The organism is Variovorax sp. TLI9-5A (assembly GCF_056867935.1).
On record NZ_CP200310.1, the window covers coordinates 5,399,543 to 5,422,878 of the forward strand.

21 protein-coding genes are annotated in these 23,336 nt (G+C 67.1%); 12 read left to right on the forward strand and 9 right to left on the reverse strand.

Annotated features, from left to right (window positions below; genetic code table 11):
- Positions 1–4: 4 nt before the first annotated feature.
- The 3 genes from phnY to AC1VNX_RS25725 are packed head-to-tail and all read right to left on the reverse strand — an operon-like array spanning position 5 to position 3,437.
- Entirely contained in the window at positions 5–1,453 is a 1,449-nt protein-coding gene (gene phnY, locus AC1VNX_RS25715; RefSeq protein WP_483160444.1) for a phosphonoacetaldehyde dehydrogenase, read from the reverse strand.
- Positions 1,454–1,480: 27 nt separating this feature from the next.
- Positions 1,481–2,707, reverse strand: coding sequence for a phosphonoacetate hydrolase (gene phnA, locus AC1VNX_RS25720; RefSeq protein ID WP_369662563.1), 1,227 nt, complete (start codon positions 2,705–2,707; stop codon positions 1,481–1,483).
- Position 2,708: 1 nt separating this feature from the next.
- Entirely contained in the window at positions 2,709–3,437 is a 729-nt protein-coding gene (locus AC1VNX_RS25725; protein WP_483160445.1) for a phosphonate utilization associated transcriptional regulator, read from the reverse strand.
- 159 nt (positions 3,438–3,596) lie between these two features.
- Here AC1VNX_RS25725 and AC1VNX_RS25730 point away from each other — a divergent pair, with 159 nt between their 5' ends.
- The 5 genes from AC1VNX_RS25730 to AC1VNX_RS25750 all read left to right on the forward strand — a co-directional run bounded on the left by AC1VNX_RS25730 (position 3,597) and on the right by AC1VNX_RS25750 (position 10,403).
- Entirely contained in the window at positions 3,597–4,637 is a 1,041-nt protein-coding gene (locus AC1VNX_RS25730; RefSeq protein WP_483160446.1) for a putative 2-aminoethylphosphonate ABC transporter substrate-binding protein, read from the forward strand.
- Between the two features lie 185 nt (positions 4,638–4,822).
- Positions 4,823–5,959, forward strand: coding sequence for a putative 2-aminoethylphosphonate ABC transporter ATP-binding protein (locus tag AC1VNX_RS25735; protein WP_483160447.1), 1,137 nt, complete (start codon positions 4,823–4,825; stop codon positions 5,957–5,959).
- On the forward strand, positions 5,956–7,689 hold the full coding sequence (locus tag AC1VNX_RS25740) for a putative 2-aminoethylphosphonate ABC transporter permease subunit (protein WP_483160448.1): 1,734 nt from the start codon (positions 5,956–5,958) through the stop codon (positions 7,687–7,689). The genes AC1VNX_RS25735 and AC1VNX_RS25740 overlap by 4 nt, the downstream gene beginning before the upstream one ends.
- 47 nt (positions 7,690–7,736) lie before the next feature.
- Complete coding sequence (locus AC1VNX_RS25745; RefSeq protein ID WP_483160449.1) at positions 7,737–8,867, forward strand: 2-aminoethylphosphonate--pyruvate transaminase; 1,131 nt, start codon at positions 7,737–7,739, stop codon at positions 8,865–8,867.
- A 93-nt stretch (positions 8,868–8,960) separates the two neighbouring features.
- Complete coding sequence (locus AC1VNX_RS25750; protein WP_483160450.1) at positions 8,961–10,403, forward strand: MFS transporter; 1,443 nt, start codon at positions 8,961–8,963, stop codon at positions 10,401–10,403.
- 17 nt (positions 10,404–10,420) lie between these two features.
- On the opposite strand, the gene AC1VNX_RS25755 is transcribed toward AC1VNX_RS25750, so the two are convergent.
- The gene (locus AC1VNX_RS25755; RefSeq protein ID WP_483160451.1) at positions 10,421–11,722 is read right to left on the reverse strand and encodes an SUMF1/EgtB/PvdO family nonheme iron enzyme; all 1,302 of its coding nucleotides are present in this window, start codon (positions 11,720–11,722) and stop codon (positions 10,421–10,423) included.
- Positions 11,723–11,897: 175 nt separating this feature from the next.
- On the opposite strand from AC1VNX_RS25755, the gene AC1VNX_RS25760 reads away from it, so the two are divergent.
- From AC1VNX_RS25760 to AC1VNX_RS25770, 3 genes are all read left to right on the forward strand, one after another.
- Positions 11,898–12,437 carry a TRAP transporter small permease subunit gene (locus AC1VNX_RS25760; protein ID WP_483160452.1) on the forward strand — a complete coding sequence of 180 codons (540 nt, stop codon included), beginning with the start codon at positions 11,898–11,900 and terminating at the stop codon, positions 12,435–12,437.
- 62 nt (positions 12,438–12,499) lie between these two features.
- Entirely contained in the window at positions 12,500–14,050 is a 1,551-nt protein-coding gene (locus AC1VNX_RS25765) for a TRAP transporter large permease (protein WP_483160453.1), read from the forward strand.
- Positions 14,047–14,565, forward strand: coding sequence for a hypothetical protein (locus AC1VNX_RS25770; RefSeq protein WP_483160454.1), 519 nt, complete (start codon positions 14,047–14,049; stop codon positions 14,563–14,565). The genes AC1VNX_RS25765 and AC1VNX_RS25770 overlap by 4 nt, the downstream gene beginning before the upstream one ends.
- A 9-nt stretch (positions 14,566–14,574) precedes the next feature.
- Here AC1VNX_RS25770 and AC1VNX_RS25775 read toward each other — a convergent pair whose 3' ends face one another.
- The 5 genes from AC1VNX_RS25775 to xseB form a co-directional block, all read right to left on the reverse strand.
- A complete protein-coding gene (locus tag AC1VNX_RS25775) occupies positions 14,575–14,910 on the reverse strand; it encodes a hypothetical protein (RefSeq protein ID WP_483160455.1) in 336 nt (111 codons plus the stop codon).
- Positions 14,911–15,014: 104 nt separating this feature from the next.
- On the reverse strand, positions 15,015–16,094 hold the full coding sequence (locus AC1VNX_RS25780) for a TRAP transporter substrate-binding protein (RefSeq protein ID WP_093049979.1): 1,080 nt from the start codon (positions 16,092–16,094) through the stop codon (positions 15,015–15,017).
- A gap of 113 nt (positions 16,095–16,207) precedes the next feature.
- On the reverse strand, positions 16,208–18,070 hold the full coding sequence (gene dxs / locus AC1VNX_RS25785; RefSeq protein WP_483160456.1) for a 1-deoxy-D-xylulose-5-phosphate synthase: 1,863 nt from the start codon (positions 18,068–18,070) through the stop codon (positions 16,208–16,210).
- A 22-nt stretch (positions 18,071–18,092) separates the two neighbouring features.
- A complete protein-coding gene (locus AC1VNX_RS25790; protein WP_483160457.1) occupies positions 18,093–19,013 on the reverse strand; it encodes a polyprenyl synthetase family protein in 921 nt (306 codons plus the stop codon).
- A complete protein-coding gene (gene xseB / locus AC1VNX_RS25795; protein WP_007829283.1) occupies positions 19,010–19,276 on the reverse strand; it encodes an exodeoxyribonuclease VII small subunit in 267 nt (88 codons plus the stop codon). The genes AC1VNX_RS25790 and xseB overlap by 4 nt, the downstream gene beginning before the upstream one ends.
- A gap of 315 nt (positions 19,277–19,591) precedes the next feature.
- Here xseB and AC1VNX_RS25800 point away from each other — a divergent pair, with 315 nt between their 5' ends.
- From AC1VNX_RS25800 to AC1VNX_RS25815, 4 genes are all read left to right on the forward strand, one after another.
- Entirely contained in the window at positions 19,592–20,731 is a 1,140-nt protein-coding gene (locus AC1VNX_RS25800) for an aromatic ring-hydroxylating oxygenase subunit alpha (protein WP_483160458.1), read from the forward strand.
- Positions 20,732–20,878: 147 nt separating this feature from the next.
- Positions 20,879–21,796, forward strand: coding sequence for a DMT family transporter (locus tag AC1VNX_RS25805; protein ID WP_483162017.1), 918 nt, complete (start codon positions 20,879–20,881; stop codon positions 21,794–21,796).
- 53 nt (positions 21,797–21,849) lie between these two features.
- Positions 21,850–22,758: a sulfurtransferase gene (locus AC1VNX_RS25810; RefSeq protein WP_483160459.1), complete on the forward strand. Its 909-nt coding sequence runs from the start codon at positions 21,850–21,852 to the stop codon at positions 22,756–22,758.
- Positions 22,755–23,333 (forward strand): DUF2796 domain-containing protein, encoded by a 579-nt coding sequence (locus tag AC1VNX_RS25815; RefSeq protein WP_483160460.1) that lies wholly within the window; start codon positions 22,755–22,757, stop codon positions 23,331–23,333. Before AC1VNX_RS25810 ends, AC1VNX_RS25815 begins: the two co-directional genes overlap by 4 nt.
- The last annotated feature ends 3 nt before the right edge of the window (positions 23,334–23,336 follow it).

The following is a 23,336-nucleotide window of genomic DNA, read 5'->3' on the forward strand; positions in this document are numbered from 1 at the left end:
TTGTCTACCAGGGCAGCGAATAGGTCTTGGTGTTGGTGAAGCTCTTCATGGCCTCGAGCACGCCTTCCTTGTAGCCCAGGCCGGAGTCCTTGATGCCGCCGAAGGGGGTGAGCTCGAGGCGGTAGCCCGGCACCTCCCGCACGTTGACGCTGCCCACGTTCAGCTCGCGGATGAAGCGCGTGATGTAGTCCATGCGGTTGGTGCACACCGCCGACGACAGGCCATAGGCCGTGCCGTTGGAGATGCGGATCGCCTCCTCGATGTTCCTGAAGCGGATCACCGGCGACACCGGCCCGAAGGTCTCGTGCTTCGCAACGGTCATCTGCGGGTCCACATGGTCGAGCACCGTGGGCGAGTACAGCGCACCGCGGCGCTCGTTGCCATAGAGCAGCCTCGCCCCCGCCTTGATGGCCTCGTTGACCACCGACTCGAACTGGATCGCCGCCGCCTCGTCGATCACCGTGCCCATGTCCGTGGCCGGGTCCATCGGATCGCCGTACTTCAGCGCCTTCGTCTTGGCCACCAGCAGCTCGACGAACCGGTCGGCCACCGACTCGTGCACCAGCATGCGCTTGATGGCCGTGCAGCGCTGGCCCGAGTTCTTGTACGAACCGCTGGCCGCCAGCGTCGCGGCCTCCTCGACGTCGGCATCCTCCATCACGATGATCGGGTCGTTGCCGCCCAGCTCCAGGATCTGGCGCTTGTACACCGCCTTGCCCGCGATGTACTTGCCGATGGCCACGCCGCCGGTGAAGGTGACCAGGTCCACGTCGGCGCTGGTGAGCATCTCGTCGGCGATCTCCTTCGGGTCGCCCGTGACCACCGACAGCATCTGCGGCGGCAGGCCCGCCTCGTACAGGATGTCGGCCAGGATGAAGGCCGTCAGCGGCGTCTTCTCGCTGGGCTTGAGCACCATGCGGTTGTTGGTGGCAATGGAGGGCGCCACCTTGTGGATCACCTGGTTCAGCGGATGGTTGAACGGGGTGATGGCGGTGATGGCGCCCTGCAGCGGCTCGCGCAGCGTGTAGACCTTGCGGCTCTTGCCGTGGTGGGTGAGGTCGCAGGAGAACACCTGGCCGTCGTCCACCAGCGCCTGGTTGGCGGCGAACAGCAGCACGTCGGAGGCTCGGCCCACTTCGTACAGCGAGTCCTTGCGGCACAGGCCCGACTCCATGGTGATGACGCGCGAGATCTCGTCCAGGCGCGAGGCGATGATCTCGCCCGCGCGCATCAGGATCTTGTAGCGCTCGTAGCGCGTGAGCGTGGGCTTGTAGTCGCGCGCGATCTTGTAGGCCACCCGCACGTCCTCCAGCGTGGCCTTGGGCACGGTGGCGATGACTTCGCCGGTGTAGGGGTAGGTGACGTCGATGGTGCGGTCGCGGTGCACGCGCTCGCCGGCAATGCGCAGGGCCTCGCGGTGGACGGTGCCTGGCTTCAGGATGGCTTGGCTCATGGGGAAGTGCTCCGGAAGTCGTTGTCGTTACTGGGCGTGGTTCAGCGCGATGTCCAGCGCATCGAAGTTGCGCAGCCGGCGCCCGGCGGCAATGCCGGTGACCGGGCGGTTGCAGATCAGCGGCACGCGCTGCTCGGAGACGCCGCCGTGCGAGCGCAGCGGCACTTCGAGCGCCGAGAGGTCGTGGCGGCTGGCCGAGGTGCCGATGACGGTGCTCTGCTCGCTGACCACCACGATGTCGCCGATGCGATCGGGCGGCAGCTCAAAGCGTTCGGCGGCGTCCTTGCGCGAGAGCACCAGCTCCATGCCGGGGATGCCCTTGATGCGCTCGATCCAGCCGGGCACGCTGGCTTCAGCGGGCGCGTACACGGTGGCGAAGGAGCCGAGCGCGCCGTGGTGCACCACGTAGGGGTCGGTGATCGGCAGGATGACCCGTGCCTCGTCCTGGCCGTACCAGCCGTCGAGCACGTCCTGCAGGTAGATGACCTTGGGCGCGCCGGCTGCGTCGTGCTTGTCGTTCATGCCGTGGTCGGCGGTGACGACGATGGTGGCGCCCAGGGCGTCGAGCTGCGCGAGGTAGCCGTCCATCATGGCGTAGAAGGCGTTGGCGGCGGGGCTGCCGGGGGCGGCCTTGTGCTGCACATAGTCGGTGGTCGACAGGTACATGAGGTCGGGGCGGCGCGACTCCATGAGCTTGACGCCGGCGGCGAAGACGAACTCCGACAGTTCGGCGCTGTACACCGAGGGCACGGGCATGCCGACCATGTCGAGCACGTTGTCGATGCCGTTCTCCTCCATCGTCACCTGGTCGGACTTCTCCGACGAGAAGCAGATGCCCTTCATGCGGTGGCCCAGGAGCTTGCGCAGCTTGTCCTTGGCGGTCACCACCGCGACCTTGGCGCCGGCATCCGCGAAGGCGGCCAGCACGGTGCCGGCGCGCAGGTACTTGGGGTCGTTCATCATGACTTCCTGGCCGAGCTCGCGGTCGAAGAAGTAGTTGCCGCAGATGCCGTGCACGGCCGGCGGCACGCCGGTCACGATGGACAGGTTGTTGGGGTTGGTGAACGAGGGCACCACGCAATCGGCCAGCAGGTCGGCGCCGGACTTCCTCATGCGGTCGAAGTACGGGGCCACGCCGGCGGCAATTGCCGCGTCGAGGTACGCGGGCTCGCAGCCGTCGACGCACACGACCACGACAGGGCGACTCATCCAGCGGTAGCTGCGGGCGTTGACTTCGAGTGTCTCCTGTGTCATTTCAGACTTCCTTTTGGGGTGGGTTGTTCGGGGCTTCAATGGGAGCGGAATCGGCGCGGCCGAAGGCCTTGTGCATGCGGGCACGGCTGTCGGCGACGTGCTTGCGCAGCGCCTGCCCCGCGATGTCGGGATTGCCGCTGGCAATGGCATCGACGATCTCGCGGTGCTCGTCGGCCGAGACCCGCAGGCCGCCGCCGCTGTCGAGCGCGCGCATTCTGAAAAGGTGCAGTTCCTTGACCAGGCGCTTGTAGGTTTCGGTCAGCTTCTTGCTGCCTGCGGTGTCGAGCAGGATTTCGTGGAACTGCAGGTTGAGCTGCGCGTATTGCTCCACGTCCTGCGCCTGGGCTGCCGAACGCATCGCGTCGAGCATGGCGCGCAGGCGCTCGATGGCGTCGGGCTTGATGGCAACAGCCACGCGCCGACCGATGACTTCTTCCAGCGCCTCGCGCAGTTCGTAGATTTCGTCGGCTTCCTCGAACGCGATCTCGCGCACGAAGACGCCGCGGTTCTTTTCGTTGCGCACGAGGCCGGCCTCTTCCAGCGCACGCAGCGCTTCCCGGATGGGGCCGCGGCTGGTGTTGAAGCGCTGCGAAAGCTCGCTCTCGTTGATGCGGCTACCGACGGGAAGCTCGCCCGTCATGATCAAACGCTCGATTTCTTCCTGCATCAGCATCGGCAGCGAGCTGGACTGAAGGAATGCGAGGGCGGCGGAGTGATTGCTGGTGACCATGGGGGCGTATTTTCCCGATGAATTGAAAACTGTCAACAATTTTTTATTGACAGTCTTCAATCACCAATCTACATTTTGCTCACCGGAGCTTGGTACAGCCATTGCCGGAGCCCGCCACTCACCTCTTCCAGTGACAGCAAGCCCTCTCAGGAGAAACAGATGACGATGAAACAAAGCACGCGCCGTCTCACGGCGGTTCTGTGTGCGGCGGCGCTAGGCCTTGCGGCCAGCGGCGCCGCATGGGCGCAAAAGACCTCGCTCCTGGTCTACACGGCGCTCGAAACCGACGCCATGAAGCTCTACAAGGACGCCTTCGAAAAAGCCAACCCCGACATCGAAGTGAAGTGGGTGCGCGACTCCACCGGCATCGTCACCGCCAAGCTGCTGGCCGAAAAAGCCAACCCGCAGGCCGACGTGGTGGCCGGCCTGGCCGCCAGCAGCCTCGCGCTGCTGCAGCAGGAAGGCATGCTCCTGCCCTACGAGCCCAAGGGCTTCAAGGAGCTGAACCCGGCCTACTCCGATGCCGCGCGCCCGCCGGCCTGGGTGGGCATGGACGTGTGGGCCGCCACCATCTGCTTCAACCGCGTCGAGGCCAAGAAGCTGAACCTGCCCAAGCCGGAAACCTGGCAGGACCTGGCCAAGCCGGTCTACAAGGGCACGATCACCATGCCCCACCCGGCCTCCAGCGGCACTGGCTACCTCGACGTGTCTTCCTGGCTGCAGAACATGGGCGACGTCGAAGGCTGGAAGTACATGGACGCGCTGCACCAGAACATCGCGCAGTACGTGCACTCGGGCTCCAAGCCCTGCAAGCAGGCCGGCGCGGGTGAGTTCCCGATCGGCATCTCGTTCGAGTTCCGCGCGCACCAGGTCAAGAAGTCGGGTGCGCCGGTCGACCTGATCTTCCCGAAGGAAGGCCTGGGCTGGGACATCGAGGCCACCAGCGTCATGAAGACGAGCAAGAAGCTGGACCAGGCCAAGCGCTTCGCCGACTGGATGGCCAGCAAGGAAGCCAACCAGATCACTTCCACCTGGTGGGCGGTGGTGGCCTACCCCGGCGTGGCCTCGAAGCTGGAAGGCATTCCGGACAACTACGAAAAGCTGCTGGCCAAGAACGACATCAACTGGGCTGCAAAGAACCGCGAACGCATCCTGGCCGAGTGGAGCAAGCGCTACGAAGGCAAGGCTGAACCGAAATAAGGTAAGGCTCGCCCCCCAGGCTGCGCGCACTTCGTGTCGCTTCGCCACCCCCTGCCGGGGGCGACACCTGCGGCCCGGCAAAGCCGGTTCCGCGGTGTCCCACGAATCGGCTCGACAGGCCTGCAACCCTTCTCACAACCCGCGACGCCCATCCTTGCGGCGTGCGCCAACGACGAGTGCGAAAAATGGATATGACCGACACCAAGTTCATTGCCAGCCCGGTGCCTGCGAGCGCTCCCGCAGCGCTAGAGATCATCGGCGTGCGCAAGGACTTCGAATCCTTCAGTGCGCTGCGCGACGTGCACCTGCGGGTGAATCCGGGCGAGATGCTGTGCTTTCTCGGCCCCTCGGGCTGCGGCAAGACCACGCTGCTGCGCATCATCGCGGGGCTGGAGACGCAGACCTCCGGGCAGATCCTGCAGAACGGCAAGGACGTCTCGTGGCTGCCGCCCGACCGGCGCGACTACGGCATCGTGTTCCAGTCGTATGCGCTGTTTCCCAACCTGTCGATCGCCGAGAACATCGGCTATGGCCTGGTCAACAGCCGTGCCCGGCGCGGCGGGATCAAGGCCCGCGTCGAAGAGCTGCTGAAGCTGGTCGGCCTGCCGACCTCGGGCAGCAAATACCCCAGCCAGCTCTCCGGCGGGCAGCAGCAGCGCGTGGCGCTGGCGCGCGCCCTTGCCACGCGTCCCGGCCTGCTGCTGCTCGACGAGCCGCTGTCGGCGCTCGATGCGCTGGAGCGCATACGGCTGCGCGGCGAAATCCGCCGGCTGCAGAAGCAGGTCGGCATCACGACCATCATGGTCACGCACGACCAGGAAGAAGCGTTGTCGATGGCGGACCGCATCGTGGTCATGAACCACGGCGTGATCGAGCAGGTCGGCACGCCGATGGAAGTCTATGAACAGCCGGCCACACCCTTCGTTGCAGATTTCGTCGGCAAGGTCAACGTGCTGCGCGCGGTGGCGCTGGGCAACCAGCGCTTCAAGGTGGGCGACATGGAACTGCAGTGCGATGCCTGCGACGGCGCCTTCGAGCCCGGCGAAGCCGTCAATCTTTACCTGCGCCCTGAAGACCGTGCGGTCGAGCACCTGGGCGACGGCACAGCCAACCGCCTGCAGGCGCTGGTCACCAAGGTCGAGTTCCTCGGCGGCCTCTGCATTGCCGAGGTCACCGCCGATGCGCTGCACGGACAGGCGCTCGGCCTGCACTTCTCGCTCAACCAGTTGCACGACCTGGACATCCGCGAAGGCAACACCATCGACATCGCGCTGCGAGCGAACCGCATCCGCGCCTTCTCCGCCCGCGCACCGAAGCCATGAACACGCTGGCCCGCCCTCTTCCCGCACTCGCTGCATTCAACGCACGCCCCGTCATGCGCTGGAGCCGAGACGAAACCATTGCCCGGGCGATCCTGCTCGTGGTGATGGTGATGCTGTTCGTGTTCCTGATCGCGCCGCTGCTGACCATCCTGGCACATGCGGTGCAGGACAGAGAGGGCCGCTTCGTCGGCCTCACCCACTTCATCACCTACTTCCAGACGCCCAGCCTGCTGCGCGCGGCATGGAACTCGATCTGGGTGTCGGCGGCCGTGGTGATGATCTCGGTGCCCACTGCCTTCGTCTTCGCGTACGCACTCACGCGCAGCCGCATGCCGACGCCGCTCAAGGCGGTGTTCCGCCTCATCGCGCTGATTCCGCTGCTGGCGCCCTCGCTGCTCTCGGCCATTTCCTTCGTGCAGTGGTTCGGCAACCAGGGCGCGCTCAAGTTCCTGCTGGGCGGCGCGTCGATCTACGGCGCGCCGGGGATCATCATGGCGGAGGTCTACAACACCTTTCCGCATGCGCTGATGATCCTGGTCACCGCGCTGTCGCTCGCCGACGGCCGGCTGTACGAGGCGGCCACCGCGCTGCGCACGCGGCCGTTTCGCCAGTTCATGACCATCACGCTGCCGTCGTGCAAGTACGGCCTGATCAGCGCGGCCACCGTGGTCTTCACCTACGTGGTGAGCGACTTCGGCGCACCCAAGGTGATCGGCGGCAACTTCAACGTGCTGTCGGTCGATGTGTTCAAGCAGGTGGTGGGGCAGCACAACTTCTCCATCGGAGCGGTGGTGGGCATGCTGCTGCTCGTTCCGTCGATCATTTCCTTCGTCATCGACTACGTGGTGCGGCGCAAGTTGAAGGCGCAGCTCACGGCGCGCTCGGTGCCCTACAGCCCCAAGCGCCGCAAGCTCGCCGATCCGCTGCTGACGCTGTTCTGCACGGTGGTGTGCGGCCTGCTGCTGGCCACCATCGGCATGGCGATCTACACCTCGCTGATCTCGCTGTGGCCTTATGACCTGTCGCTCACGCTCAAGCACTACCACTTCGTGCTGGTCGAAAGCGACATGGCCGACGCCTACACCAACAGCCTGATCGTCGCCATGGCCACCGCCGTGGCCGGCTCGCTCATCGTGTTCGTGGGCGCCTACCTGATCGAGAAGACGCGCAACCTGGGCCTGATGCGCAAGGGCATGCACCTGATGGCGGTGCTGTCGATGGCGGTGCCCGGCCTGGTGCTCGGCCTGGGCTACGTGATGTTCTTCAACCATCCGGCCAACCCGCTGAACTTTTTGTACCAGACGATGGCGATCCTGATCATCTCGATGGTGGTGCACTACTACACCTCGAGCCATCTCACGGCCGTGACGGCGCTCAAGCAGATCGACAACGAGTTCGAGGCCGTGTCGGCCTCGCTCAAGGTGCCGTTCTTCAAGACCTTCCTGCGGGTGACGGTGCCGGTGTGCCTGCCGGCCATCCTGGACATCGGGCGCTATTTCTTCGTGGTGTCGATGGCCAGCCTGTCTTGCGCCATCTTCCTCTACACGCCCGAGACCATCCTGGCCTCGGTTGCGATCATGCATCTGGACGACGCCGGCGACATCGGCCCGGCGGCGGCGCTGGCCAGCCTGATCGTCGTCACCTCGACCGTCGTGTGCATCGCCTATTCGCTGCTCACGCGCGTGCTGCTGTCGCGCACGCAGGCCTGGCGCAACCTGAGCCGCGGCTGAAGCCAAGACAACCCTTGCCCCCGTTCCCTTCCTTGCCTGGAGACATCATGAGTCAAGCCGACTACCCCATCCTGCTCACCCCCGGCCCCCTGACCACTTCGGACCGCACACGCAACGCGATGCTGCGCGACTGGGGATCGTGGGACGCAGACTTCAACCAGATCACCGCACGCATCCGCAAGGAAGTGTTGAACATCGTGCACGGCACTGGCACGCATGAATGCGTTCCGCTGCAGGGCAGCGGCACCTTCTCGGTGGAAGCGGCCATCGGCACCGTGGTTCCGCGCGACGGCCATGTGCTGGTGCCGAGCAACGGCGCCTACTGCCAGCGCCTGGCAAAGATCTGCAAGGTGCTCGGGCGCAAGCTGAGCACCATCGACTACACGGAAGAAAAGCAGGTCTCGCCCGCTGACGTCGACCGCGCGCTCGCGGCCGACCCGAGCATCACCCATGTCGCGGTGGTGCATTGCGAGACCGGCGCCGGCGTGCTCAACCCGCTGCACGAGATCGCGATGGTCGTCGCGAAGCACGGCTGCGGGCTGATCATCGACGCCATGAGTTCCTTCGGCGCCATCGAGATCGATGCTCGCAAGACGCCTTTCGACGCGGTCGTCGCCGCTTCGGGCAAGTGCCTCGAAGGCGTGCCGGGCATGGGCTTCGTGGTCATCAAGCGCAGCACGCTCGAAAAATGCGAAGGCAACTGCCACTCGCTGAGCATGGACCTGTACGACCAGTGGGTGTACATGGAGAAGACCACGCAATGGCGCTTCACGCCGCCCACGCACGTGGTCGCAGCGCTCGACACCGCCATTGCGCAGTACATCGAGGAAGGCGGCCTGAAGGCGCGCGGCGCACGCTACGCGCGCAACTGCAAGGGGCTCATCGACGGGCTGGCCGCGCTGGGCTTCCGCAGCTTCCTCGACCCGGCCATCCAGGCGCCGATCATCATCACCTTCCACGCGCCCGACGACGCCAACTACAACTTCAAGACCTTCTACCAGGAGGTCAAGAAGCGCGGCTACATCCTCTACCCCGGCAAGCTGACGCAGGTGGAGACCTTCCGCGTCGGCTGCATGGGGCACTTCGGCGAGGCGGGCATTCCGGGCGCGGTGGCGGCGATTGCCGACACGCTCGAGGCCATGGGCATCCGACAGGTGTCGGTGCCAGTCGCGGCCTGAACGCCGGGACCTGAACGCCGGAGCCATTTGACCGGCGCATTGCAGCGCCGGTCCTACAACCGTGGAGGCGGCGCGCTTCACATAATTTCGCGCATGACGGCTCTGCGCAGCGACATCCCCGCCCGCCTGGACCGCCTGCCGTGGTCGCGCTGGCATTGGCGCGTGGTGATCGCACTTGGCGTGGCCTGGGTGCTCGACGGGCTCGAAGTCACGCTGGTGGGCTCCATCGGCGCGGTGCTGGAGCGGCCCGATACGCTGGGCCTCACTGCCGGCGAGATCGGGCTGTCGGGCTCGGTGTACGTGGCGGGCGCGGTGGTCGGCGCCCTGCTCTTCGGCCGGATGACCGACCGGCTCGGGCGCAAGAAGCTCTTTCTCATCACGCTGGCGGTCTACACGGTGGGCACGCTGGCCACGGCCTTCTCGCCGAACTTCGCCTTCTTCGCGCTGTGCCGCTTCGTCACCGGCCTGGGCATCGGCGGCGAGTACGCGGCCATCAACTCGGCCATCGACGAGCTGATTCCGGCGCGGGTGCGCGGGCGCGTGAACCTCGCGATCAACGGCAGCTTCTGGATCGGCGCGGCGCTGGGCGCGGCGCTCAGCCTGGTACTGCTCGACGCGCGCGTGATCGGCCCGGTGTGGGGCTGGCGCGCCGGCTTCGCGCTGGGCGCGGTGCTGGCGGTGGCGATCCTGCTGGTGCGGCGCCATGTGCCCGAGAGCCCGCGCTGGCTGGTGGCGCACGGGCGGGCCGACGAGGCGAGGCGCATCGTCGAGCGCATAGAAGCCGAGGTCGAGGCGCAGCACGGCCCTTTGCCCGCGCCGCAGGGCTTCGTCGTGAACTACACGGCAGCTCGCCCCAACAGCCCGCCGATGCGCCAGGTGGCCCGCGTGCTGTTCAAGCGCTATCCGCAGCGCAGTGTGGTCGCGCTGGCGCTGATGATTTCGCAGGCCTTCTTCTACAACGCGATCTTCTTCACCTACGCGCTGGTGCTTACCCGCTTCTACGGCGTGCCCGAAGGCAACGTGGCGCTCTACATCTTTCCGTTCGCGCTGGGCAACGTGCTGGGGCCGCTGCTGCTGGGTCCGCTGTTCGACAGCGTGGGCCGGCGCCGCATGATCGCGCTGACCTATGTGCTCGCGGGCGTCGGCCTCGCGCTCACCGGCTGGGCCTTCATGCAGGGCTGGCTCGACGCGCGCGGGCAGGCGCTGTGCTGGTCGGCGGTGTTCTTCCTGGCGTCGGCGGCGGCGAGTTCGGCGTATCTCACCGTGAGCGAGGTGTTTCCGCTGGAGATGCGCGCGATCGCCATCGCGATCTTCTATGCGGTCGGCATGGGCGCGGGCGGCTTCGCGGCGCCGCTGCTGTTCGGCCTGCTGATAGAGACCGGCAGCCGTGGCGCGGTGATGGTGGGCTACTGCATCGGCGCCGGGCTGGTCATCGTGGCGGGGCTGCTGGCGCTGCGCCATGCGGCCGATGCGGAACGCAAGCCGCTGGAGGAAGTGGCACCGCCGCTGTCTTCCGAGGCCGGCGGCGAGCGCTGAGTGTCCTGGCCAATTAATCAGAGCGCACAAGTCCGGAAGCCGAAGAAGCCGTCGTCGCGCTCCGGCAGCGCGAAGCCGCGGCGGCGCGGCGAGCGCAGACGGGCTCGTGTCGCGAACGAGGCGCCGCGCAGCACGCGTGCCCGGCCGAAGGCAGCCGCCGGATCGAACTCGGTGCCCGCGCTCCACGGATCGGCCCGGTAGCCGGGCCAGGGCTGCAGGGTGCCTGCGGTCCACTCGTGCACATCGGCCCAGCGGAAGCCGCGCCGCGCGGCGGTGTGGGCGGCGATCTCCCATTCGACCTCGGTGGCCACGCGGCGGCCGGCCCAGCGCGCCCAGGCGTCGGCCTCCCACCAGCTCAGGTGCACGGCGCTGTGGTGGCCGGCCGCGCGCACGGTGGCGCCGAAGCGCTGCTGCAGCACCGAGCCGCCCGTGCCATTGCGCGCCGCGCCGATCTGCTCGACGTGACGCGGCCCGCGCCGGCCCTCGATCTGCGCGCAGAGCCAGCGCCAGCCTTCGCCATGCCACAGCTCCTCGCGGTCGTAGCCGCCGTCCTCGACGAACTCGATGTACTGGTTCCAGGTGACGGGCTGCGCGTCGATCTCGAATTCGGGCACGTCCACCCGGTGCGCGGCGCGCTCCTGCGCGAAGGCGAAGCCGCTCTCGGGCATGCCCAGTTCCCAGCGCGTGGCGGGCAGCAGCAGCGGTTCGCGCGTGACGGCGATGGGCGCCTGCTCGACGCCCAGCGGCAGCCCCAGCGTCTGCGCCATCACCACGAACTGCTCGCCGCGCATGTCCTCGTGGAACAGCGCGAGGCGGTAGAAATAGAGGCCGGCGTCGGTCTCGGCCGCGTTGTCGAGCAGTTCGAGCGTGCTCTCCAGCGTTTCGAGCAGGTAGGCCTTTGTCTGGGCGAGGTCCGGCAGGTCGGCCGGCCAGTGGTGGCCGGGCCCGGCCTGCACCGGGTTCCACCAGCCGTCGGCGCCGGGGTCGATGGCCGCCAGCCGCGTGGGCCGCACGGGGCAGTCGGCGCCGAAGGCCCGCTGGGTGTTGCGCCCTATCCACCATTCGGCGAACCAGCCGATGTGGCCGGCCAGCCAGGCCGGCGGCACCACGCCGTCCTCCCCGGGTGCCGGCGGCAGGGCCAGGGCTTCGGCGCCCAGCGCCTGCTCATAGAGCGACAGCAGGTGCAGCGTGTGGTTGCGCGCGTCGATCAGCGCCAGCGACAGCAACTCCCGCCCGGCCCGGCACATGTCGGGCGAATCGATCGAATGAGGCTGGCCAGCGGCGCCCGAGGGCGTGGAAGGCGGAAGGCGCGAGGACATGGACGATTATGGCGACCGGCTTCCTGCCCCGCCCGGCAGGCCGGCCTGCATTCCGGGTAAACCCCTCCCCCGGTTGCAAGGCAATACAAAGGTTCACCGGGGTAACATCGCGGGCTTTGCGCAGCCCCCACCAGGGGCCGGCGCTCCACCATCGGGATTCGTGGGAGACACCCCCTTGTCTGCATTCCTCAAGTTCGCGACCGGCATGGACTGGATCAGCGAAAAACTCGGCAAGATCGCCGGCTACGCCGTCCTCGCGGCATCGCTCATCTCGGCCGGCAACGCACTCATCCGCTACGGCCTCGACTTCAGCAGCAACTCCTGGCTCGAAATCCAGTGGTACCTGTTCGCCGCCACCGTGATGCTGGGCGCGCCGGTGGTGCTGCGCTTCAACGAGCACGTGCGCGTGGACATCATCTACGGCAAGCTCAAGGGCTACGGGCCGGTCTACGTCGACCTGTTCGGCCTCATCTTCTTCCTGCTGCCGGTGATGGGCCTCTTCACCTACCTCACCTGGCCCTTCTTCTGGAACATGTGGGTCACGGGCGAGATGTCGGGCAACATCGGCGGCCTCATCCGCTGGCCCGCCGCGCTGCTGATGCCCGTGGGCTTCGCGGCGATGTTCCTGCAGGGCGTCGCGGAAATCATCAAGCGCATCGCCTACCTGCGCGGCCTGATCGAGATGGACACGCACTACGAGAAGCCGGTGCAGTGACGGACGCGGTTCCACGCGCTCCCTTCGCCATCGCCCTCTCCCGCACCGCAGGATAAGTAGAAATGCACATGGAAAATTTCGCCCCGATCATGTTCGCGGGGCTCGTGGTGATCATGCTGATCGGCTTCCCGGTCGCGTTTTCGCTCTCGGCCCTCGGCCTGATCTGCGGCTTCTTCGCCATCGAGATGGGCTGGTTCCCGGCCGGCTTCATGGCCAACCTGCCGCTGAACGTCTTCGGCATCCTCTCGAACGAGACACTGCTCGCCATACCGTTCTTCACGCTGATGGGGGCGGTGCTCGAGAAATGCGGGCTGGCCGAGGACATGCTCGACTCCATGGGCCAGCTCTTCGGTCCGGTGCGCGGCGGCCTCGGCTACTCGGTGATCATCGTGGGCTTCATCCTCGGCGCCATCACCGGCACGGTGGCCGGGCAGGTGATCGCCATGGCCATGATCTCGCTGCCGATCATGATGCGCTACGGCTACGACATGCGCTATTCGACCGGCGTGCTGGCGGCCTCGGGCACCATCACGCAGCTGGTGCCGCCCTCGCTGGTGCTGATCGTCATGGCCGACCAGCTCGGCACCGACGTGGGCCAGATGTACAAGGGCGCCTGGGGCCCGTCGATCCTGCAGGTGCTGATCTTCGCGATCTACACCTTCATGGTCGGGCGCATCCGCCCGCACTTCGTGCCGGGCCTGCCGGCCAGCGCGCGCACGCTGAACGGCTGGGCGCTGTGGGGCAAGTGCCTGCGCGGCATCATTCCCTCGGCCATCCTGATCTTCGCGGTGCTCGGCTCGATGGGCGGCCTGCCCTTCATGGACAAGGCCATCGCCACCCCGACCGAAGCCGGCGCCATGGGCGCGGTGGGTTCGCTGGTGCTGGCGCTGATCCACCGCCGCCTGAACTGGCAGCTGCTGAAGGACGCCATGGAAGGCACGATGCGCCTGACGGCCATGGTGGTGTTCATCCTGATCGGCTCGCGCGTGTTCTCGCTGGTGTTCCAGGGCGTGGACGGCGCCAAGTGGATCGAGCACATGCTCTCGGGCCTGCCCGGCGGCCAGGTCGGCTTCCTGATCGCGGTCAACATCTTCGTCTTCTTCCTCGCGTTCTTCCTCGACTTCTTCGAGATCGCGTTCATCATCCTGCCGCTGCTGGGCCCGGTGGCCCACAAGCTGGGCATCGACATGGTGTGGTTCGGCGTGCTGCTGTGCGTGAACATGCAGACCTCGTTCATGCACCCGCCATTCGGCTTCGCGCTGTTCTATCTGCGGGGCATAGCGGACACACTCTTCAAGAACGGCGCGCTGCCCAAGAAGGTGGAGTCGCGCGACATCTACCTGGGCGCCGTGCCGTGGGTGGCGATGCAGCTGCTGCTGGTGGCCATCGTGATCTTCTTCCCGCAGACGGTCACCGTGTTCCTCGAGAAGGAAAAGGTCGTCGACATCGACAAGGTCAACCTCGACATGCCGGCGGAAGAGCAGCCCGGCTCGCCCGACAACAACGGCGTGAACATGGAAGATCCCTTCGGCAACGAGAAGAAGGACGAAACCCCGGCACCGCCGGCCGCCGACACCCCGCCACCGGCTTCGGGTGAAGCCACCAAGCCGTGAGCGAGCACCAGGCACACGGCCCCGCTGAACAACAACTGCAAGACAACGACAACCCCGGCGGCGGCGCAGAGACCGAAAGGATCGAAAGCCCCGCCTTCCCGCCGCTGCTGCGCACGCTGGCGGTGGTGCTGGTCATCGATCTCTTCGCCTTCGCTATCTGGAGCCTGCCCTCGCTGCGTTCCGCCGACTGGTCGGCGACCGCGCTGGTGGTGATGGGCATCGCCGCGCTGTGCGTGGTGTGGGTCGGCTACTGGATCGTCTACAGCCGGACCCGGCTCGAAGGCGACGTGCTGGTGCAGACCTGGCTCTGGGACAAGCGCGTGAGCGCGCAGGAAGTGGCGCAGCTCAAGCTGGTGCACATCCGCATGCTGGAACGCGTGATCGCGCCACGGCTGCTGGTGCGCCGGCGTTTCGGCGGCATGACCTGGTTCCATTCGGCCGACGCGGCCGTGCTCGTCGCCTTCGGCGAGCAGGTGGCGAAGCGGAGCATTGCGCCTGCCCCGCCGCAGGAATAACAGAGCTTCTTATCGGCGGAGCAGCCGCTCCATCGCCTCGCCGATGGCCTGCGGCTTTTCTACGCCATTGCCGCCGGCCGGGCAGCTGCCGGCCTGCTCCCGCTCCCTGCCCTTCGACCCCACCTTGGCGTGCAGCCGCTCGCAATCGCAGCGCAGCCGAGCCTTCAGCGCCCTGGTGCGCGCATTGCGCAGCTCGGCCACCCAGCATGCATCGCCGCAGCCGCACGAGCGGTATTCGAGCACCTCGCCCGGCTTGCTCCACGGCAGCGTGTAGCTGCCCGTGCCGCCGGCGGCCTGGGCGGCCGAAGCGAGCGTGGCCAGGAGCAGCACAGCGGCGGAAGACAAGGTTCGGGACATCGGGCGAGGGCTGAAGAGTGAAGAGCGGTGCATCGACGAAAAAAAGCCCCGCCGGGACCGGCAGGGCTTCCTGTTCGAGGAGACGAGGCCTCTTACAGCTTCTGCTGCTGCATGAAGCGGTCGAAGGTGCCTTCGGTGTAGCGGAACCAGGCGTTCTGGTCGGCCAGGAATTTCGACCAGTCGCCGTAGATCTTCTTCCACTCGGGGTTGGTGTTGTTCAGGTCCGAGTAGATCTGCTGGGCCGACTTGAAGGCCGCGTTCATCACGTCCTGCGAGAACGGACGCAGCTTGGTGCCCGAGCCCACGAGCTGCTTGAGCGCGATCGGGTTCTTGGAGTCGTACTTGGCCGTCATCGTGATGTTGGCGTGTGCGGCAGCTGCCTCGACGATGGCCTTGTACTCGGCCGACAGGCCTTCCCATGCCTTGGTGTTGATGTAGAAGTCGAGCTCGGGGCCGCCTTCCCACCAGCCGGGGTAGTAGTAGAACGGGGCGATCTTGTTGAAGCCCAGCTTCTGGTCGTCGTAGGGGCCAACCCATTCCAGGCCGTCCAGCGTGCCCTTTTCGAGCGCGGGGTACAGGTCGGCGCCGGGGATGGACTGCGGGATCACGCCGAAGGGCTCGAGCACCTTGCCGGCGAACGGGTTGGTGCGGAACTTCAGGCCCTTCAGGTCGGCGACCGACTTGATCTCCTTGCGGAACCAGCCGCCCATCTGCGCGCCCGTGTTGCCGCCCGGCAGGTTGATGATGTTGTACTTGGCGTAGAAGGCGCGCATCAGCTTCAGGCCGTTGCCTTCGTACATCCAGGCGTTCTGCTGGCGGGTGTTCATGCCGAAGGGCACCGCGCAGCCCAGGCAGAAGGTCGGGTCCTTGCCGTAGAAGTAGTACGGGGCCGTGTGGGCCATTTCGACCGAGGCGTTCTGCACGCCGTCGACCACGCCGAACGCGGGCATCAACTCGCCGCCGGCATGCACGGAAATCTGGAACTTGCCGCCCGTCATGTCGCTGACGCTCTTGGAGAACACTTCGGCCGTGCCGAAGATGGTGTCCAGCGACTTGGGAAAACTCGACGCCAGGCGCCAGCGGACGGTGGCTTGCGCGTGAACCGCGGGGGCGATGCCGGCAGCCAGAACGCCCGCGATGCCGGCGTTTTTGATGAGGGAACGACGATCCATTAGATAGCTCTCCGAGTTCTTTGAAAAAACGAAACGCGGCTTGTGACCGCGTTGGGGACTTTTGTGTAAGTCCCGGGGATTGTAAAAACGCGCTTACACGCCCCGGGGCGGGTTTACCCTGCGCTGTTGGAAACGAAGCGCTCGCGGATCGACGCCTCGATGCCGATGGCATCGAGCCCGATGGAAGCGAGCAGCTTCGCCGGATCGCCATGCTCGATGAAACGGTCGGGCAGGCCCAGCTGCAGCACCGGCTTCTGCACGTTCGCTGCCTGCAGTGCTTCGAGCACCGCGCTGCCCGCGCCGCCCATGATCGCGCCCTCTTCCAGCGTGACGATGGCATCGTGCGTGCCCGCCACCTTCAGCAGCAGCTCGACATCGAGCGGCTTGGCCCAGCGCATGTTGACCACCGTGGCGTCGAGCGACTCGGCCACGGTGAGCGCCGGATAAAGCAGCGTGCCGAAGGCCAGGATGGCGATGCGCTGGCCTTCGCGGCGGATCTCGCCCTTGCCGAAGGGCAGTGCGTCGAGCGTGAGGTGCGGCGCCACGCCGGCCCCCGCGCCGCGCGGATAGCGCACCGCCACCGGGTGGTTCTGCTCGTAGGCACTGGTCAGCAGCTCGCGGCACTCGCGCTCGTCGGCCGGGCAGGCGATGCTCATGTTCGGAATGCAGCGCAGGAACGGGATGTCGTAGGCGCCCGCGTGCGTCGCGCCGTCGGCGCCCACGAGGCCCGCGCGGTCGAGCGCGAACACCACCGGCAGGTTCTGGATGGCGACGTCGTGGATCAGTTGGTCGTAGGCGCGCTGCAGGAAGGTCGAGTAGATCGCGACCACCGGCTTCAGGCCCTCGCAGGCCAGGCCGGCGGCGAAGGTCACGGCATGCTGCTCGGCGATGCCGACGTCGTAGTAGCGGTCGGGGAAGCGCTTCTCGAACTCCACGAGCCCCGAGCCCTCGCGCATCGCGGGCGTGATGCCCACGAGCCGGCCGTCGGCGGCCGCCGTGTCGCACAGCCACTGGCCGAACACCTGCGTGAAGGTCTGCTTGGCAACGGCGGTGGACTTGACCAGCCCCACCTGCGGATCGAACTTGCCCGGGCCGTGGTAGGCCACCGGATCGGCCTCGGCCAGCTTGTAGCCCTGCCCCTTCTTCGTGACCACGTGCAGGAACTGCGGGCCGTCGAGGTGCTTGAGGTTCTCGAGCGTGGGCACCAGCGAGTCGATGTCGTGGCCGTCGATCGGGCCCACGTAGTTGAAGCCGAACTGCTCGAACAGCGTGGCCGGCACCACCATGCCCTTGGCATGCTGCTCCAGCCGCTTGGCCAGCTCGAACAGCGGCGGCGCATTGCGCAGCACGCTCTTGCCGACGTTCTTGGCGGCGGCGTAGAAGTTGCCGCTCATCAGCTGCGCGAGGTAGCGGTTGAGCGCGCCCACCGGCGGGCTGATCGACATGTCGTTGTCGTTCAGGATCACCAGCAGCTTGCAGTCGCACACGCCCGCGTTGTTCAGCGCCTCGAAGGCCATGCCGGCCGTGAGCGCGCCGTCGCCGATGATGGCCACGGTGTAGCGGTCCTCGCCCTTCTGCTTGGCGGCCATGGCCATGCCGAGCGCGGCCGAGATGCTGGTCGACGAGTGAGCGGTACCGAAGGTGTCGTACTCGCTCTCGGTGCGCTGTGGAAAGCCCGAGATGCCGCCGATCTGCCGCAGCGTGGGCATGCGCTCGCGCCGGCCCGTGAGGATCTTGTGCGGATAGGTCTGGTGGCCCACGTCCCACACCAGCCGGTCGTGCGGCGTGTTGAACACGTGGTGCAGCGCGACCGTGAGTTCGACCGTGCCGAGGTTGGAACTCAGGTGGCCGCCGGTGCGCGAGACGTTGTCGAGCACGCAGGCGCGAACCTCGTCGGACAGCTGGCGCAGCTGGGCCCGGTCGTATTTGCGGATGGGCGAGGGGTCGTGGAGTGTGGGAAGCAGCGGAGCAGCCATGGGGGAGGTTTGTTCTTTTCTCTCAGCGATCGCGATCGACCACCATGTGGGCCAAGGCGCGAAGAGCCGCGGTATCGGCCAGGCCGCTGCGCTCCAGCGCGGCGAGCGCGTCGGCCAGCAGCTGGCGGGCCTGGGCGCGGGCGCCGTCGAGGCCGAGCAGCGACACATAGGTGGGCTTGTCGGCCGCGGCGTCCTTGCCGGCGGTCTTGCCCAGGGTCTGCGAGTCGGCCGTGACGTCGAGGATGTCGTCGACCACCTGGAACGCGAGGCCGATGGCCGCGCCGTAGTCGCGCAGCGCGGCCAGAGCAGCAGCGCTCACCGTGCCGCAGGCGGCGCCCATCTCGACGCTGCCCTGCAGCAGCGCGCCGGTCTTCAGGCGGTGCATTTCGCGCAGTTGCGCTTCGTTCAACGCGATGCCGACGCTGGCCAGGTCGATGGCCTGGCCGCCGGCCATGCCCTGGCTGCCCGCGGCGCGCGCGAGCAGGCGGCACAGCAGGGCCTGGGTGGCGGCGGGAACCTCGTCACCCTCGGGCGTGAGCAGCTCGAAGGCCAGGGCCTGCAGGGCGTCGCCGGCCAGCAGGGCGTCGGCCTCGCCGAACTTCACATGCACCGTGGGCTTGCCGCGGCGCAGCACGTCGTTGTCCATGCACGGCAGGTCGTCGTGCACCAGCGAATAGGCGTGGATCAGTTCGGTGGCGCAGGCCGCGCGCAGTGCGGCGGCCGCGTTGCCGCCGACGGCCTCGCTGGCGGCCAGCACCAGCAGGGGCCGCAGGCGCTTGCCGCCGTCGAGCACGGCATAACGCATGGCATCGCCCAGCAGCACCGGGGCATCGACACCAACCCAGCGCGACAGCGCCGATTCGACATTCGCCAGATGGGGTTCGCTCCAGCCGGCGAGCGTGCGGGCGTCCCAGTGGGCGGAATTCAGCGTGACGGCGCTCATTCAGGCGTCCAGACCTTCAGGCTGCCCGAATCGAGCACCTTGATCTGGTCTTCGACCGCCTGCAGCTTGTCGCGGCAGAAGGCGAGCAGCGCCGCGCCGCGCTGGTAACTGACTAGCAGCTGGTCCAGCGGCAGCTGGCCCGATTCGAGTTCCGCAACCAGTTGTTCCAGTTCCTGGAGCCCGGCTTCGTAACTGGCTGGCAGCGGACCCGTGTCGGGCGTTGCCGCCGGGCTGGACGAGGAAGGGGGAGGCACCTTGGGCATGCAAGCGAAACGTGGGTGAAACGAGGCATTTTAGGACCGGGACCGGCACAAATGGCGGCCGGCTCCGGACCACCCTCCCCGGGGTCGGCCGGAGCCCATCGCGCGCTTCCCGTGGCGGAAGGCCCATCGCACATGGCGAAATGGCATGGAAAGCCCCGGGGGACGAAAAAATGGCCCCGGGTACAATGCGAACTTCTCTCGTTGACGGCGTTCAACACTGCTTCGGGCCGCCCGGCCAACTCTTGCGGCGGCGCCCTCCGTTCTTCGTTCTTTTTTCTTCCTTTCCTCCCTGTGGGGAGCTTGGTCAGGTCCTCCATGTCTGATTTAAGTCTTCAACTGCAGCAGGCCGCGAGCCAACTTCCAGTTTCCGCGTATTTCGACGAGGCGCTCTACGCCCGCGAGATGCAGAACCTTTTCTCGCGAGGGCCCCGCTATGTCGGCCATCGCCTGGCCGTGCCCGAAATGGGCGACTTCCACACCCTGCCCCAGGAGCACCAGGGCCGTGCGCTCGTCCACACGCCCAAGGGCGTGGAACTGATCTCCAATGTCTGCCGCCATCGCCAGGCCCTGATCCTGCAGGGCCGGGGCCAGCTCGAGAGCCAGTCGGGCGGCAACATCGTCTGCCCGCTGCACCGCTGGACCTACGCCGCAAGCGACCCGCGCACCACCGGCACGCTGATCGGCGCCCCCCACTTCGAGCAGGACCCCTGCCTGAACCTGCACAACTACCCGCTCACCGAGTGGAACGGCCTGCTGTTCGAGAAGAACCCCGACGGCTCGGGCCCCGACGTGGCGGCCGACATGGCCGGCCTCGGCCCGCAGGCCGACCTGGACTTCAGCGGCTATGCGCTCGACCGCGTCGAGCTGCACGAGTGCAACTACAACTGGAAGACCTTCATCGAGGTGTATCTCGAGGACTACCACGTCGGCCCCTTCCACCCCGGGCTGGGCAGCTTCGTCACCTGCGACGACCTGCGCTGGGAGTTCAAGCCACGCTATTCGGTGCAGACGGTGGGCGTGGCCAACCGCCTGGGCCGCGCGGGCAGCCCGGTCTACCAGAAGTGGCAGGAGCAGCTGCTCAAGTACCGCGAGGGCAAGCCTCCGAAGTACGGCGCCATCTGGCTGACCTACTACCCGCACGTGATGGTCGAGTGGTATCCGCACGTGCTCACGGTGTCGACCCTGCACCCCGTGAGCCCGACGAAGACGCTCAACATGGTCGAGTTCTTCTACCCCGAGGAAATCGTCGCCTTCGAGCGCGAGTTCGTCGAGGCCCAGCAGGCCGCCTACATGGAAACCTGCGTGGAAGACGACGAGATCGCCGAGCGCATGGATGCCGGCCGCCGCGCGCTCATGCTGCGCGGCGACAACGAGACCGGCCCCTACCAGAGCCCGATGGAAGACGGCATGCAGCAGTTCCACGAGTGGTACCGCAGCGCGATGCAGAACGCCTGAGTCGATGACTGACGCATCGACGGGTGTTCCAGGAACACCACGGAACCGGCTTTGCCGGGCCGTTGGTGTTGCCCCCGGTGAGGGGGTAGGAGAAGCGACACGAAGTGCGCGAAGCCTGGGGGAGAGCCAATAGTGCAAGCACTGTGGATGGTGCTGGGTGCCTTCCTGTTCGCCACGATGAGCGTGGTCGTGAAAGTCGCCTCGGCGTGGTTCAACAGCGGCGAGATGGTGCTCGGGCGCGGCCTGATCGGCATCGTCTTCCTCTGGCTGCTGGCGCGCAACCGCGGCGTGTCGCTGGCCACCCGCTACCCCGGCATGCACGCCTGGCGCAGCACCATCGGCGTGGTGTCGCTGGGCGCGTGGTTCTATGCCATCGCCCACATGCCGCTGGCCACCGCCGTCACGCTCAACTACATGAGCAGCGTGTGGGTCGCGGCCTTCCTGGTCGGCGGCGCGCTGCTGGCCTGGGTGCCGGTGCCCGGGCGCGACGGCCGCGTGGAGCGCCCGCCGCTGCAGGGCGCGCTGGCGATGACGGTGCTCGCCGGCTTCGTGGGCGTGGTGCTCATGCTCAAGCCCAGCGTGAACGGCAACGAAGGCTTCGCCGGCCTGCTGGGCCTGCTGTCGGGGCTGACGGCCGCCTTCGCCTACATGCAGGTGGTGGCGCTGTCGCGCATCGGCGAGCCCGAACTGCGTACCGTCTTCTACTTCGCGGTCGGCTCGGCCGTGGCCGGTGGCATCGCCACCACGGTCACCGGCTTTTCGGACGGCGGCGCCTGGACGTGGCAGCATGCGCTGTGGCTGCTGCCCATCGGCCTGCTCGCCGCGCTCGGCCAGCTCTGCATGACGCGCGCCTACGCCACCGCCAAGACGCAGGCCGGCACGCTGGTGGTGGCCAACCTGCAGTATTCGGGCATCGTCTTCGCGGCGTTCTACAGCGTGGTGCTGTTCGACGACCGCATCGACGCGGCCGGCTGGGCCGGCATGGCACTTATCATCGCCAGCGGCATTGCTGCAACCGTGTTGCGACAACGAGCGGTGCCCAAGGCACCCGCCGAGGAACACTGAGCGAACCACGCAACGGCATCGCCGGATTTTCAGATTTCGAAGGAGCAGACGCCATGTACACCACCCTCATCTCCGTCGAACAGCTCCAGCGGCTGCAGGCCGGCAGCCAGCCCTTCATGGTGTTCGACTGCAGCTTCGACCTCATGAAGCCGGAAGCCGGCGCGCAGCTTTACGCCGGCGCCCACATCCCGGGCGCGCTCTACGCCAACCTCGACACCGACCTCAGCGCGAAGCACGGTGCCCCTGGCGCGCACGGCGAGGTGGTCGTGGCGCAGGAAGACGGCGTGCCCGCCTCGGGCGGACGCCACCCGCTGCCCAGCCGCGAGAAGTTTGCCGCGTGGCTCTCCAGCATCGGCTTCGCCAACGACATGCAGGCCGTGGTGTACGACCGCAACGGCGCCAACTACTGCGGCCGCCTGTGGTGGATGCTCAAGTGGATGGGCCACGATGCCGTGGCCGTGCTCGACGGCGGATTGCAGGCCTGGCAGGCCGCTGGCGGCGAGGTCACCGGCCGCGAGGAGCCCGCGCGCTTCCAGTCGAACTTCGTGCCGGGCGAGCCCATCGCGAAGCTCGTGACCACTGAAACAGTGCTGCGCCGGCTCGGCCAGCCTGACCAGAACCTGATCGACGCACGCGCCGGTGCACGTTACCGCGGCGAGGTGGAACCTCTGGACCCGATCGCCGGTCACATCCCCGGGGCCCTCAACCGGCCTTTCGCCGACAACCTCGGCCCCGACGGCAAGTTCAAGCCGGCATCGCAATTGCGTGCCGAGTTCGAAGCACTGCTCGCGGGACGCGATGCGGCGACCGTCGTCCACCAGTGCGGCAGCGGCGTGAGCGCCGTGCCCAACCTGCTCGCCATGCAGATCGCGGGATTCGGGACGACCGCGCTCTATGCCGGCAGCTGGAGCGAATGGAGCAACACGCCGGGGCTGCCGACCCGGCAAGGCGCTGAACCATGAAACACATCCGACTCCGACGCACCACCGGTCTCGCCATCGCAGCTGCTCTTTTCGCGGCAGCCCCGTTCCTCTCCGCCCAGGCGCAGCAGCAGCACGCCCACGTGCACGGCCAGCTCAAGCTCGACGTGGCGGTCGACGGCCCCACGGTGGTGATCGACATGGAATCCCCGCTTGACAACATCGTGGGCTTCGAGCGCGCACCCAAGACCGACGCCGAGAAGAAGATCGTCGAAGACGCCGTCGCCCAGCTGCGCGCGGCCGACAAGCTCTTCATCGTCGACCCCGCCGCCAACTGCAAGCTGGGCCCGGTCGACCTGCGCTCCGGCGCGCTGGGCCTCGGCAACCCCGACCCCAACGAGCCCGTCGGCCATGCCGACCTCGACGCCACCTTCTCCTTCAACTGCACCAACGCGGCCGCCGCGAAGTTCATCGACCTGAACCTGTTCGGTGCGTTCAAGGGCCTGCGCCAGATCGACTCGCAGATCGCCACCGCGCAGGGCCAGTTCAAGCGCCAGCTCAAGCGCCCCGCCGGCGCGCAGGCGGCACAGCCCGCACGCCTGAGCTGGGGCAAGTGACGC

Coding starts and splice junctions, on each gene's coding strand:
- phnY (WP_483160444.1), bottom strand. CDS start 1,453: ATGAGCCAAGCCATCCTGAAGCCAGGCACCGTCCACCGCGAGGCCCTG.
- phnA (WP_369662563.1), bottom strand. CDS start 2,707: ATGACACAGGAGACACTCGAAGTCAACGCCCGCAGCTACCGCTGGATG.
- AC1VNX_RS25725 (WP_483160445.1), bottom strand. CDS start 3,437: ATGGTCACCAGCAATCACTCCGCCGCCCTCGCATTCCTTCAGTCCAGC.
- AC1VNX_RS25730 (WP_483160446.1), top strand. CDS start 3,597: ATGACGATGAAACAAAGCACGCGCCGTCTCACGGCGGTTCTGTGTGCG.
- AC1VNX_RS25735 (WP_483160447.1), top strand. CDS start 4,823: ATGGATATGACCGACACCAAGTTCATTGCCAGCCCGGTGCCTGCGAGC.
- AC1VNX_RS25740 (WP_483160448.1), top strand. CDS start 5,956: ATGAACACGCTGGCCCGCCCTCTTCCCGCACTCGCTGCATTCAACGCA.
- AC1VNX_RS25745 (WP_483160449.1), top strand. CDS start 7,737: ATGAGTCAAGCCGACTACCCCATCCTGCTCACCCCCGGCCCCCTGACC.
- AC1VNX_RS25750 (WP_483160450.1), top strand. CDS start 8,961: ATGACGGCTCTGCGCAGCGACATCCCCGCCCGCCTGGACCGCCTGCCG.
- AC1VNX_RS25755 (WP_483160451.1), bottom strand. CDS start 11,722: ATGTCCTCGCGCCTTCCGCCTTCCACGCCCTCGGGCGCCGCTGGCCAG.
- AC1VNX_RS25765 (WP_483160453.1), top strand. CDS start 12,500: ATGCACATGGAAAATTTCGCCCCGATCATGTTCGCGGGGCTCGTGGTG.
- AC1VNX_RS25780 (WP_093049979.1), bottom strand. CDS start 16,094: ATGGATCGTCGTTCCCTCATCAAAAACGCCGGCATCGCGGGCGTTCTG.
- dxs (WP_483160456.1), bottom strand. CDS start 18,070: ATGGCTGCTCCGCTGCTTCCCACACTCCACGACCCCTCGCCCATCCGC.
- AC1VNX_RS25790 (WP_483160457.1), bottom strand. CDS start 19,013: ATGAGCGCCGTCACGCTGAATTCCGCCCACTGGGACGCCCGCACGCTC.
- xseB (WP_007829283.1), bottom strand. CDS start 19,276: ATGCCCAAGGTGCCTCCCCCTTCCTCGTCCAGCCCGGCGGCAACGCCC.
- AC1VNX_RS25800 (WP_483160458.1), top strand. CDS start 19,592: ATGTCTGATTTAAGTCTTCAACTGCAGCAGGCCGCGAGCCAACTTCCA.
- AC1VNX_RS25805 (WP_483162017.1), top strand. CDS start 20,879: ATGGTGCTGGGTGCCTTCCTGTTCGCCACGATGAGCGTGGTCGTGAAA.
- AC1VNX_RS25810 (WP_483160459.1), top strand. CDS start 21,850: ATGTACACCACCCTCATCTCCGTCGAACAGCTCCAGCGGCTGCAGGCC.
- AC1VNX_RS25815 (WP_483160460.1), top strand. CDS start 22,755: ATGAAACACATCCGACTCCGACGCACCACCGGTCTCGCCATCGCAGCT.